Annotated in this window: 8 protein-coding genes and 1 tRNA gene; 3 read left to right on the top strand and 6 right to left on the bottom strand. The window is 57.9% G+C overall.

Features of this window, described 5'->3' with window-relative positions:
- Positions 1-177 precede the first annotated feature (177 nt).
- Both emmdR and IM317_RS20120 read left to right on the top strand, forming a co-directional pair.
- Positions 178-1,632: a multidrug efflux MATE transporter EmmdR gene (gene emmdR / locus IM317_RS20125; protein ID WP_120785279.1), complete on the top strand. Its 1,455-nt coding sequence runs from the start codon at positions 178-180 to the stop codon at positions 1,630-1,632.
- A 103-nt stretch (positions 1,633-1,735) separates the two neighbouring features.
- Positions 1,736-1,811, top strand: a tRNA-Asn gene (locus IM317_RS20120).
- Between the two features lie 144 nt (positions 1,812-1,955).
- Here IM317_RS20120 and IM317_RS20115 read toward each other — a convergent pair.
- The 3 genes from IM317_RS20115 to shiA form a co-directional block, all read right to left on the bottom strand.
- Positions 1,956-3,728, bottom strand: coding sequence for an aminopeptidase P family protein (locus IM317_RS20115; protein ID WP_033145942.1), 1,773 nt, complete (start codon positions 3,726-3,728; stop codon positions 1,956-1,958).
- Between the two features lie 15 nt (positions 3,729-3,743).
- Complete coding sequence (locus tag IM317_RS20110; protein ID WP_033145941.1) at positions 3,744-5,198, bottom strand: AMP nucleosidase; 1,455 nt, start codon at positions 5,196-5,198, stop codon at positions 3,744-3,746.
- Positions 5,199-5,271: 73 nt separating this feature from the next.
- Positions 5,272-6,588, bottom strand: coding sequence for a shikimate transporter (gene shiA, locus IM317_RS20105; protein ID WP_033145940.1), 1,317 nt, complete (start codon positions 6,586-6,588; stop codon positions 5,272-5,274).
- A gap of 256 nt (positions 6,589-6,844) precedes the next feature.
- Between shiA and pagP the strand changes: the two genes are divergently transcribed.
- The gene (gene pagP, locus IM317_RS20100; RefSeq protein ID WP_033145939.1) at positions 6,845-7,420 is read left to right on the top strand and encodes a lipid IV(A) palmitoyltransferase PagP; all 576 of its coding nucleotides are present in this window, start codon (positions 6,845-6,847) and stop codon (positions 7,418-7,420) included.
- On the opposite strand, the gene IM317_RS20095 is transcribed toward pagP, so the two are convergent.
- The 3 genes from IM317_RS20095 to IM317_RS20085 are packed head-to-tail and all read right to left on the bottom strand — an operon-like array spanning position 7,417 to position 12,526.
- On the bottom strand, positions 7,417-8,382 hold the full coding sequence (locus IM317_RS20095; RefSeq protein WP_033145938.1) for an acyltransferase: 966 nt from the start codon (positions 8,380-8,382) through the stop codon (positions 7,417-7,419). The two genes, pagP and IM317_RS20095, sit on opposite strands and share 4 nt — an antisense overlap.
- On the bottom strand, positions 8,379-11,441 hold the full coding sequence (locus IM317_RS20090) for an efflux RND transporter permease subunit (protein WP_033145937.1): 3,063 nt from the start codon (positions 11,439-11,441) through the stop codon (positions 8,379-8,381). The genes IM317_RS20095 and IM317_RS20090 overlap by 4 nt, the downstream gene beginning before the upstream one ends.
- Positions 11,441-12,526: an efflux RND transporter periplasmic adaptor subunit gene (locus IM317_RS20085; RefSeq protein WP_033145936.1), complete on the bottom strand. Its 1,086-nt coding sequence runs from the start codon at positions 12,524-12,526 to the stop codon at positions 11,441-11,443. The genes IM317_RS20090 and IM317_RS20085 overlap by 1 nt, the downstream gene beginning before the upstream one ends.
- Positions 12,527-12,754 lie beyond the last annotated feature (228 nt).

The raw sequence follows: 12,754 nt of genomic DNA, 5'->3' as shown, positions 1-12,754 counted from the left end.
ACTGAACTACAGAGGAATCGTTGTGGAGGCTTATCTTAGCGGCGAAAAAACTTTTGTCAAACCTGATCTTAGGGAAAACCGACTGATTGCTGATTCTGTCATCAGTTTGTTGTAAATCCACACATCTTTTTCTGGAAAATACTTTGCAGGATTAGCATTTGTCCCCCATCATTTGAAATGGAGTTTCAACTTTTCTCGCTAAGGTCCATTTTGAACGTCACTGCCTCCTTACGCCAGGCGATAACGCGCACGCCATGGTATGCAAAACGTAAAAGCTATCGTGTCCTGTTCTGGCGTGAAATCACCCCCCTTGCCGTGCCTATCTTCCTGGAAAATACCTGCGTTCTGCTGATGGGGGTTTTGAGCACCTTCCTGGTGAGCTGGCTGGGAAAAGAGGCGATGGCTGGGGTTGGGCTGGCGGACAGCTTTAACATGGTGGTGATCTCGTTCTTTGCCGCCATAGATCTCGGGACGACGGTGGTGGTGGCCTTTAGCCTCGGCAAGCTTGATCCCAAACGTGCACGCGAGGCGGCCCGCCAGTCGCTGATGATCATGACCATTTTTTCGATCGTTCTGGCGGCGGTGATCCACTATTTCGGTAAAGAGATTATCGACTTTGTCGCCGGGGAGGCCACTAACGAGGTTAAAGACCTGGCGCTGACCTACCTGGAAATGACCGTCTTAAGCTATCCGGCGGCGGCCATTGCGCTGATTGGCAGCGGTGCGCTGCGCGGGGCGGGCAACACCAAAATTCCGCTGCTGATCAACGGCGGGATGAATATCCTGAATATCATTATCAGCAGCGTGCTGATCTACGGCGTGTTCTCGTGGGAGGGGCTGGGGTTCGTCGGTGCCGGACTGGGGTTAACCATTTCACGCTATATCGGTGCGGTAGCCATCATTGGGGTGCTGATGGCGGGGATTACCCCTTCGCTGCGTCTGACGCTAAAAAGCTATTTCCGCCCCTTTAATTTCGCCATTATCTGGGAAGTGATGGGGATCGGCATTCCCGCGAGCATAGAATCGGTGTTGTTCAACGGCGGGAAGCTGCTCACGCAGATGTTTGTCGCCGGGATGGGCACCGACGTTATCGCCGGTAACTTTATCGCCTTCTCTATTGCCTCGCTGATTAACCTGCCGGGTAACGCGCTGGGTTCAGCATCGACCATTATTACGGGTAAACGGCTCGGGAAAGGGCAGATAGGCCAGGCGGAGCGGCAGCTGCGGCACGTGTTCTGGCTGTCGACCATTGGGCTGACGCTGATCGCCTGGGGAACCGCGCCGTTTGCCGGGCTGATGGCCTCGTTCTATACCCACGAAGACGACGTTAAAGAGGTTGTTAAGATCCTCATCTGGCTCAACGCGGCCTTTATGCCCATCTGGGCAGCCTCATGGGTATTACCCGCCGGGCTGAAAGGGGCACGCGATGCCCGCTTTGCGATGTGGGTATCGATGCTCGGCATGTGGGGATGTCGCGTTGTCGCGGGGTATACGCTCGGGGTGATGCTCGGATGGGGTGTGGTCGGCGTCTGGCTGGGGATGTTCCTCGACTGGGCCGTGCGGGGCACGCTGTTCTACTGGCGGATGGTCAGCGGACGCTGGCTGTGGAAATATCCGCGGAAAAATGCCTGACAATTGCGCGAAGTGGAGAATAATTCGGCAAACGATCGGAAATGTGCATTCTGCCTTTGACATCCCGGGGGAGCATCGATAATATGCGCCCCGTTCACACGATTCCTCTGTAGTTCAGTCGGTAGAACGGCGGACTGTTAATCCGTATGTCACTGGTTCGAGTCCAGTCAGAGGAGCCAAATTTGAAAAGCCTGCTTTTAAAGCAGGCTTTTTGCTTTTCTGCGCAAGGTAAACGCAAAACGGCAACCGGGTTGCCGTTTTTAGTGTTTGCACCCTCTCCCGTGGGAGAGGGCTGGGGTGAGGGCACCAGCCCGCACAATGCACTATCGAACCAAACCAATCGGCGCCGTCGCCTCAACCAGCCACTCACGCGCTTCGCTATTCACCAGAGGTGAGAGCGCCTCGCGTACCTGCTGATGATACGCATCCAGCCACTGCTTTTCCTGCTCGCTCAGCAGATGCAGCTCAACCTGACTTAAGTCGATCGGGATCAGCGTCAGCGAGGCAAATTTGCAGAACCCCGGACGGCTCTCCACAATCTCCACCTGGTTTTCAATACGAATACCGTGGCTATCGCCCAGATAGTAGCCTGGCTCGATAGTCATGATATTGCCCGCCACCAGCGGCCACGGGTTAACCTTTTTGGCGATGCGATGCGGGTTCTCGTGGATCAGCAGCTGGTGCCCCACGCCGTGTCCCGTGCCGTGATCGTAATCCAGCCCCATCTCCCACAGCGGGCGACGCGCAAACGCATCCAGCTGATGCCCCTGAGTCCCGGATGGGAACTGCAGGGTAATGAGCGACAGGAAGCCTCTCAGCACGGCAGTGTAGTGCAGGCGCTGCTGCGGATCGACTTTCCCCCACGCCAGCGTGCGGGTGGCGTCGGTGGTGCCGTTAGCATACTGACCGCCGGAATCGTTCAGGTAAAAATGGTCATGACCGATGGGCTTATTGCTGGCCTCGCTCGAATGGTAGTGGCACATCGCCGCATTGCTCGAAGAGGCGGAGATGGTTGCAAAACTCTGCTCGATGAACCCGGGCTGCTGTTGACGGAACGCAAGCTGCTGCGCCTGCGCGTCCAGCTCGGTGAGCGGTTGTCCTGCCGCCTCGCGCCGCGGCACTTCGCGGCTCAGCCAGGCGAGGAAATTGACCCACGCGGCCCCGTCCCGGTGATGGCACTCGCGATAACCCGCCAGCTCGACCGGGTTTTTAGTCGCTTTCATCAGGGTGATGGGATCGGTCCGCCAGACAATTTCTCCCCGTGGTTCAACGGCGAAGCGCAGGGCAACCGGCGCGGAATCGGCATCAATCATCACCCGTTTGCCTACGGCAATCTGCTGGCAGCGTTCAATAAAGGTATCCTGCGGCGCAATGGTGAACGCATTGCGCACACCGTCAGGCAGGGCGCTGAGCTTATTGTCGTTAACAAACCACTCAACGTGACCGTCACGACCAAGAAGGGCAAAGGAGAGCGGTACCGGGCTGTAAGGGATATCCGCACCGCGGACGTTTAACAGCCAGGCGATGTTATCCGGCAGGGTGACGGCGAGATAATCAGCGTTGTTTGCGGCCAGCACGGCGGCGACGCGCTGGCGTTTGTCCGCGCTGCGTTCGCCGCTGTGTTCAACCGGCATCTCACGGATAAGCCCCGCCGGTGCGGCAGGACGATCGGTCCATAGCGCGTCAAACGGCGAGGCCTTCAGCGGCACCAGCTCGCACGGCGTGGCTGACAGTTGCTCAAACTCCGCGTTGGTCATCAGCAGCGCGTCAAAACCGATGCGCGTTCCTGCCTCAACGTTTTCTGCCAGCCATTCTGCCAGCGGCTCGTTGTGCAGGTGGTGGATCTCAACCTCATCCGTATTGACCTGAACGCGCGCCTGAACCTGATAGCGCCCGTCGACGAACAGCAGCGCTTTGTTTTTCAGCACCAGCGCCACGCCGGCCGAACCGTCAAAGCCCGTCAGCCAGGCCAGCTTTTCGTCGTAGGGCGCGCAGTATTCGCTCTGCCAGGCATCCGCCCGCGGGACGATCATCCCGTCGAGATGGCTGGCCTCAAGCCAGTGGCGCAGGGCAGAGAGCGGTGATGTGGTGTGCATGGTTTATCCTTGTTATTAGCGGAACGGCGGCTCGTTGAAGGTGCGCAGCTTGCGCGAATGCAGCTTGTCGCCCTCCGCGCGAAGTAAATCAATCGCACGAATACCAATCTGCAGATGCTCTGAGATAGCCCCTTCATAGAAACGGTTGGCCTGGCCCGGCAGCTTAATTTCACCGTGCAGCGGCTTATCGGAGACGCACAGCAGCGTGCCGTAAGGGACGCGGAAGCGATACCCCTGCGCGGCAATGGTGGCGCTCTCCATATCGATCGCCACCGCGCGGCTCAGGTTGAACCGCAGCGCGGAGGCGGAGTAGCGCAGCTCCCAGTTGCGGTCATCCGTTGTGACGACCGTACCGGTGCGCAGGCGCTGTTTAACCTCTTCGCCCGGCATGCCGCTGACCTCTTTGGTGGCGTCATACAGCGCGCGCTGTACTTCGGCGATGCTCGGGATTGGGATATCCGGCGGCAGCACCGCATCAAGCACGTGGTCATCGCGCAGATAGGCGTGGGCCAGCACGTAGTCGCCAATCAGCTGGCTTTCGCGCAGGCCGCCGCAGTGGCCAATCATCAGCCACACGTCCGGGCGCAGTACCGCCAGATGGTCGCAGATGGTCTTGGCATTTGACGGGCCAACGCCGATGTTAATCAGCGTAATGCCCTGGCCGTCTGCGGTGATCAGATGCCAGGCGGGCATCTGGTGCTTTTTCCACGCCAGGTCGGAAATGGCCTGCTCGGGCGCTTCGGTCTCCGCGGTGATCCAGATCCCGCCCGCGCAGGACAGCGCGATGTACGGGCTCTCCGGGTTGAGGATCTGGCTGCAGCCCCAGCGGACAAACTCGTCGACGTAGCGGGTGTAGTTGGTAAAGAGCACGAACGGCTGGAAATGTTCGACTGGCGTACCGGTGTAGTGGCGCAGGCGCGCCAGGGAGAAATCGACCCGGCGGGCATCAAAATGCGACAGGGGAGAAAATTCTGCCGGGTGATAAATCCCGTCGGCCGTCTCATCGCCAATCTGCGAAAGTTCCGTCGTCGGGAAGTGGCGGGTCAGCCCCGCGCTCATGGAGCGGTCAAGGGTTAACGCCGAACCGTCAATCACGTACGGATACGGGATCTCATGCTGCGAGGGCTCAACGGCAATATGCGCGCCGTAATCCTGGTACAGCAGCGTAAGCTGTTCTTCAAGATACGGTCGGAACAGCGCAGGGCGGGTGACGGTGGTGCTGTAGCAGCCGGAGTGGGTAAAGCGCGCGTAGGCGCGGGTTTTGGGATTACTGCTGGCGCTGCCGTCCCAGGTCACAGAGAGCGATGGATAAACAAAAAGGCCCTCGGTTCTGGCCTTTTGGTCGGGAAGTTTCCCTGTTTCGATATATTCGCTGATGGCGCCGCGCAGCGCGTTGACGGACTGTTCATACAGCGCGTCGAGTTTTTCCAGCGCCTGAGCCGGGGTCAGGCTGGAGCCCTTATTATTCATCTCTGTCTCCTTGTTCCACAGGTGTGCGACTCTACCCGATAGTATGTCACACGCCTGTGAAACAAAAGGGAGATCAGCCGTGGCTTGTCTCTTTCATCAGCAGCGCCGTCGCTGCCGACAGCAGGCAGCCGGCCAGCAGATAAATCGCCACGCTGTGCCAGTTGCCGCCGGAGAAGGTCACCAGCGCGGCGGCAATAAACGGCGTAAAACCGCCGCCGACCACGCTTGCCACCTGATAGCCCACGCCCGCGCCGCTGTAGCGGTAGCTTGCGCCAAACAGCTCGGTGAACATCGGCTGCTGGACGCAGACCACCATATCGTGCGCGATGTTGGCGAGCATGATGGCGAAGAAGACAATCCAGAAGATCGACTGCGCCTCCAGCGCCATAAAGAATGGCCAGGCGCTGAGGGTGCCAATCAGCGCTCCGGTAATGTAAACGCGGCGGCGGCCAAACCGGTCCGCCAGCCACGCGAAGCAGGGGATTGTCAGGCAGCTGATCCCGCCGACCAGCAGGCCAATATTGAGGAACAGCTCGCGCGGCAGACCGAGGTTCTGCGTCGAATAGTTCAGGGCAAACGCGGTGACGATATACATCGTCAGCAGCTCGCACAGGCGCAGGGCGATAATTTTCAGAAAAGCGCTAGGGTGCTGAACCAGCGCTTCCATCACAGGCAGACGCTTTTTGGCGAGCGGTTTTTCCAGCTGTTGTTTTTCAAACTCAGCCGACTCCTCCATCCCGTTACGGATCCACAGCGCGGCGATGACCAGCACGATGCTGAAGATGAACGGAATGCGCCAGCCCCAGCTCAGGAACTGCTCGTCGGTGGTGAGCTGGCTGATTAGCGATACCAGCCCGGTGGAAAGCAGAAGGCCTACGCCGTACCCGACCTGCACGCCGCTGCTGTAAAACGCTTTCCTGTGCTTCGGCGCGCTCTCAACGGACAGCAGCGCCGCGCCGCCCCATTCGCCGCCGACGGCGAAGCCCTGGATGGCGCGCAGGGTGACCAGCAGTACCGGCGCCCACCAGCCAATGGCGGAAAACGAAGGGAGAATACCAATCAGCGCGGTGGCGATCCCCATCATCCAGACGGTGAGCATCAGCATGCGCTTGCGGCCGAGTCGGTCACCGAAGTGGCCGAAGATCACCCCGCCCAGCGGGCGAAACAGAAAGCCGACGCCGAAGGTGGCAAACGCGGCGAGCGTGCCCATCGCGGGGCTGACCTGGGGGAAGAATTCGCGGTTAAAGACCAGGGCGGCAGTGATGCCGTAAAGCAGAAAATCATACCAGTCGACGACGGCACCCGCGAAGCTGCCTAAGGCTGCGCGGCGGGCACGATTGAGCGAAGGTGTCTCCTCGTTGGGACGATCGGAGATGAGGGTGGAGTCCATAGTTGTCCTGTCCGTACTGATTTTTTAATTATTGGTATAAGAAAAGGTCACTCACATAGCGGCCGTCATATAAACGGAACCTATGAGACTACCGCGACAGAACGCCTGAGAAAACGTTTTTATCTTTCCGGATGGTGCTGAATAAATAAATTTCATCCCCACCTTCAGCGAGATAATTGCGTCTTCTGGCTCTGTTAAAGGCTGAATGGTTTACAGTAATAGTGACCGCTGCGTAAGTTAAGCTGAGGGAATAACGATGCAACGCACCTTTTCGGCATTCTGGATGGTCCTGTTTTTATTCGTCGCACCGCTTCATGCGGAGCCCAACGTCTATGGTGAACAGCGTATCAGCGGCTGGTGGAATGCGCTGACGGATGATATTTCGCAAACCTGGGAAGAGCCCCAACGTTACGACCTGTACCTGCCGTTTCTGAGCTGGCACGCTCGCTTTATGTACGACAAAGAAAAAACCGACAATTACAATGAAATGCCGTGGGGCGGCGGGCTGGGCGTTTCCCGCTATAACGAAGAGGGCAACTGGAGCGCGCTGTTCGCAATGATGTTCAAGGACTCGCACAACGAATGGCAGCCCGCGATGGGCTATGGCTGGGAGAAGGGCTGGTATCTGGATGATGCCAAAGATTTCCGTCTTGGGCTCGGTGCCGCGGCTGGCATCACGGCGCGAGATGATTTTGCAAACTATGTCCCGCTACCGTTCATCTTCCCGCTGTTTTCGGCCGGGTATAAGCGCGTTACCGTCCAGTTCACCTATATTCCAGGAACCTATAACAACGGCAACGTGCTCTTTGCCTGGCTGCGCTTGGGCTTCTAAAGGGTGATCACCTTTTTTGCCACGGCGTTAGACAATACCAGCATGGAGAACAGAACTGAGGTGACGAAGGTGAGCACAATCAGCGCCAGCTTCATACCGAGAGAGGTCACCGGTATCAGCGCCGTCAGCAGATGAAACACCGAGTAGTGCACAATATACACGCCGGTCATCGTTTTGCTGATGGCGGCCAGAATGGACTCCTTAAATTCAGCATTGCGGCGAAAGCGCACGCCGTTCGCCGCAATCACCAGCGCGATGATCAAAATGTAAATCTGCGAGCCGGTGAGAATAAAGGCGTTTCTGTCCGCCTTGAACAGCGCGAAGAAGAAGTGGCGCTCGTAAAACCAGGTGAAGAGGTAGATAAACGGGATGGCGACAACCGCCGCCCTGACCACATTTTTGCGGCTAATCCACTCGGCAATTTTCGGGTCGCAAAAGAGTTGCCCCGTCAGATAAAACAGCAGCCACGTCCACAGCCGATACTGCGGTGAAAGAGAAAGGACGTGCGTTCCAGGATAGAGCGCTGACAGCAGATCGTATCCGTAGGAAAAGAGCAGCAGGGCAGCGATCGCGCCGCAGAACAGCCTTCGCCGCTGGCTGAGCCACTCCACCACCGGGTGGAAGGTGTAAATCACCACAAACGCAAACACGAACCAGGGCTGGATTAAATACCCGCGCTGATAGGGCTCCCACAGGTAGTAGATCGTTATCCAGAACAGAAAAACAATCACCAGACTTTTAATTTTACCGAGCTGCCAGCGGGTGCCGTGCCGTGATTGTCCGTCGAGATAGCCCGCAACGACAAAAAACAGCGGTGTGGCGATCGTCGAAATAAAGGTTAAAAACCCCAGGATCCAGTGATAGTCATAATCATAATGATCCCAGGTGTTGTAGATGGTAAAGAAGGTCACCGCCGTCATACAGCCCAGCGTCTTGATAATGTTCAGCCCTGTCGCATTCATTGTTGTTTGGCTTCGTCCTTACGATGGAAACACGCATAGATCACGGGGAGTACCAGCAGCGTCAGGATTGTAGCAAACCCCAGTCCAAACATAATCACAACGGCCATGCTCTGGAAGAAAACGTCCAGCAGCAGCGGAGCCAGGCCAAGTACGGTCGTGAACGCGGTGAGCAGGATGGGGCGCAGACGTGAGGTCGCGGCGTACACGATCGCGCTGTGCTGATCCTGCTGCGTTTTCTGCTGCTCGATCTCTTCCACCAGCACGATGCCGTTGCGGATGAGCATTCCGCTCAGGCTCAGCAGACCAATCAGCGCCATAAAGCCAAAGGGAATGCCGGTAAGTAAAAATCCCGGCGTCACGCCAATCAGCGCCAGCGGTACGGTCAGCCAGATAGCGACCGCATTTTTCACCGAACTGAACATCAGCACCGTAATGACAAACATCACCAGATACCCGAGAGGTAGCGTAGTGAATAGCCCCTGCTGCGCTTCGCTGGAGTTTTCCGCGTCGCCCCCCCACTCGATGCTGTAGCCGTGTGGCAGGGGAAGGGCATCCACTTGCGGCTTCACCCGGGCGAGAATGTCCCCGGAGGTTTGCTGGCTCAGCGGGTCTGGGTCCGTCTGCACCGTCAGCACCCGCGAGCGGTCGCGTCGAAGGATGAGCGGATCTTCCCACTCCAGCGAGAAGCGGCTGACGACGTTACTCAGCGGGATATACTGCTGCCGCGTCTGGCTCCAGACCAGCACGTTGTTCAGGTGACTGGCGTCCAGCCGTTCGCTCTCAGGCGGGCGCACCACGACCGGGAGCAGGTCGCTGCCTTCCCGGTACAGCCCCGCCCGGCTGCCGGAGAAGTTCATCTCCAGCGCGTTATCAACGTCCTGCTTATCTACGCCAAGCTCGCGGCCAAGGGCGGCAACGTACTGTGGGCGGATCACCTTGCTGCGGTTTTGCCAGTCGTTCCTGACGCTGCCCGTGGCCGGGTCGCGCGTGAGGATATCGTCCACCTGGCTGGCAATCAGGCGCAGCCGGTCAGGGTCGGGGCCTTTAATGCGCACCTCAATGGCGCTGTCGCCGGAGGGGCCAAACATCACGCGTTTGGTGCTGGCGTTGACCTGCGGATAGTTTCGGGCGATGTACTCGTCCACGTGGCGCGTCAGGGCGGAGATGTTGCGCTGGTCGTCCATGCGCACCATGATCTGCGCATAGTTGCTGTACTGGCGCTGTCCGCTGTAGGTCAGAATAAAGCGCATACTTCCCTGACCAATGGTTGAGACGGTGGTCTCCACGCCAGGCTGGCCGTTAATGGTTTTTTCGATATCGCCGGTCATTTTCTCAGTCCACTTGATATCGGTACCGTAGGGTAACCACAGGTCGACAAAGAAAATCGGCGTATTAGACGACGGGAAAAAGTTTTGCCGTACGGCGCCGAAGCCCCAGACAGACGCTGCCAGCAGCGCAGCCATCACAATGAGCGTCGGTGCCTTATGGTGCAACAGCGTGTTAAGCAGGCGCTGGTAGGCGCGGTAGAGTCGTTTGTCGTAAGGATCTGACTCGTCGGTTTTATCGGGCGCGCTGTCGTTTTTAAACAACCACCACTTAATCAGCACCGGGGTGAGGGTGAGCGCCGAGAACCAGCTCAGCATCAGGGAAATCAGCAGCACCTGGAACAGGGATTTACAGTATTCCCCGGTGGAATCCTGCGACAGCCCGATAGGAGCAAACGCCAGGATGGCAATCACCGTCGCCCCCAGCAGCGGCAGGGCGGAGCGGCGGATGATGTATTTTACGGCGGTTAACAGCGGGGAGCCCTGCTGTCGGGCAATCAGCACCCCTTCGACAATCACGATGGCGTTATCCACCAGCATGCTGAGGGCGATAATCAGCGCCCCAAGCGAGATGCGCTGTAGCTCAATGCCACACAGATACATAATCAGCAGCGTGCCCAGCACGTTAAGGGCGAGAGAAACCGCAATGATGATCCCGCTGCGTACGCCCATAAAGATCAGCAGCACGCCGATGACAATCGCCAGCGCCATCAGGAAGTTAATAATAAAACCGTTAACAGAGTGGCCCACTTCGGCTGCCTGATCGTAAAACAGGTCTATCTGTATGCCCGCCGGTTTTTCCGCCGACATCTGGTTTAGCTTCGCCTCCAGCGCGTGGCCCACGTCGATAACGTTCACGCCGGGAATAAACGAGACGCCCATGGTGACGGCTTTTTTGCCGTTGGCATGGTAGATACTCGCTGGCGATTCGTTCAGCCCGCGCGACAGCGTGGCGATATCCCGCAGACGCGTCGCCGCCCCGGTGCCGGAAGGCGTGATGATGAGATCCGCCAGTTCATCAAGATTCCCGAACTCGCCGGTCGGGTGCAGGCGAATGGATTCGGTGCCGGAGGTGATTTCTCCTGCGCTGGAAACAACGTTAAGTCTGCTGAGCAGGGCGGAAAGCTGGTTCAGCGTAATGCCGCGCGCGGCCATTTTGCTCAGGGAGATATCGATGTTGACCTGCTGGCTAATCGCCCCACCGATGGCGACCTTCGCAACCCCGGGGACCAGAATTAACTCGCGGCGAAGCTGCTCCGCGTATCTCACCAGTTCAGGGTTACTGAATTCATTCCCGGAAATGGCGAAGAAGAAGCCGAACACATCTCCGAAATCGTCATTTACAAAGGGCGTGACGACGCCGGGCGGGAACTGACGCGAGGCATCGCCCACGCGGCGGCGCAGTTCATCCCAGATCTGCGGCAGCTCGTTCGAGTGATAGCGTGACGCGATGTTAACGGTGATTTGCGACAGACCGTTTGACGAGATAGAGCTGACGTTATCCAGATAAGGCAACTGCTGAAGGGCATTCTCCAGCGGAAGCGTCACCTCTTCTTCAACCTGCTGAGCGGATGCGCCGGGGTAGTGGGTGACCACCACTGCGGTTTTGATGGTAAAGGCGGGATCTTCCAGCCTGCCGATATTCAACAGGGCAAAAATCCCCCCGATGCCCAGCAGCAGGATCGTTAGCCAGACGCGAACAGGGTTATTGATAAATTGACGAGAGATATCCATTACAGTCCCCGTTCACGCGTCCAGATACGCACCGGCTGGTTAGCATGGAGCTCCCCAACGCCCGCGGCCACCACGCGTTCGCCCGCCTTAAGCCCGCTGGTGATCACCACGCCTTCGGTGCTCACTTGCCCCACGCTGACCTTGCGGTCTTCAAGATGGAGCGCGTCGCCTTCGCCCGTTACGACCCAGACGTGCGGCTCATTGCGCGGGCTGTTATCCGGGTTAAAGACTGCCTCAACCGGTACGACCAGCGCCTGAGCGCCCACGCCAGCCGGAAGGTTGGTTAAATTGATGGTCACCGTACCGCTTATGCCACCGACGGCGGGAAAATCATCTGGCCGCGGCATGGTGAGTATCACCTGCCAGGTCAGGGTATTGCTGTCGCTGCTGCCCGAATGCTCTTTGTAGACGGCGGTAAATTCCCGATCCGGAATGGCGTTAATTCTCACCACGGGCCGATACTGCGCGTTGCGGATATCAAAGGTCTTAAACAGGTTTTCGGGGATACTGAACACCACGTCAAGCAGGTCGGTGCGGGTTAACGTGGCAATGGGCTGACCGGGGGACACCACCTGATGATTTCGGACATGTACGCTGGCCACCGTCCCGCTGAAGGGGGCGACAAGCGTCATCTGATTCAGCTCTTCCCGGGCAATCTGCAGCGCCGCATTCGCCGAATCGCGGTTCGCACGCTGCACGTCCATTTCCGCTTTCGAAATCGCCTGCCGGCCCGCCAGCGTCTGGAAGCGATCGAACTGCCTCTGGGCCAGCGTCGCCGCCGTTTGTCTGTCGTTAACCCGCTGCTGGGCTTCACGGGCGTTCAGTCTGGCAAGCTGTTGCCCCTGCTTGATGGCTGCGCCCTGACGCACATCGAGCGCTTCAATTTGACCTGCGCGCTTGAAGGAAAGGTCTGTGGCATCGCCCGATTCAATGCGGGCGGGGAAAACGCGCTGCTGGGCGTGACCGGGAACCGTCACCTCCGCCACTTTTACCATCCTGGGAAGGGGGGAGTCTTGCTTCGGTTTCGGGTCGCACGCCGTGAGCGTTAACAAAACGAACGGTAAAAGAGAGAGGTAGCGGTTCACTGTATTCCCCTAATAAATAACTGTTTTATTTATTCCATAACCTGGACAGGGGTGACACTATTCTGCCAGAACAGTGACGACCATATAGGTAAATAAACCAATCGCCGTGCTGGCGATAATGGCAAGCGCAATAAACATACCCAGACGGATCAGGCTTAAACCATACATACATTCCTCCATGAGCCGGAAGCGGTAGCTGACTATGAGCATAGTCGGCGAAAAGATAAA

This window comes from Enterobacter cloacae complex sp. S3 (assembly GCF_014930495.1).
Lineage (GTDB): Bacteria > Pseudomonadota > Gammaproteobacteria > Enterobacterales > Enterobacteriaceae > Enterobacter > Enterobacter asburiae_B.
Note: the sequence above shows the minus strand (reverse complement) of the source record. Positions and strands in the feature narration are given on the sequence as shown.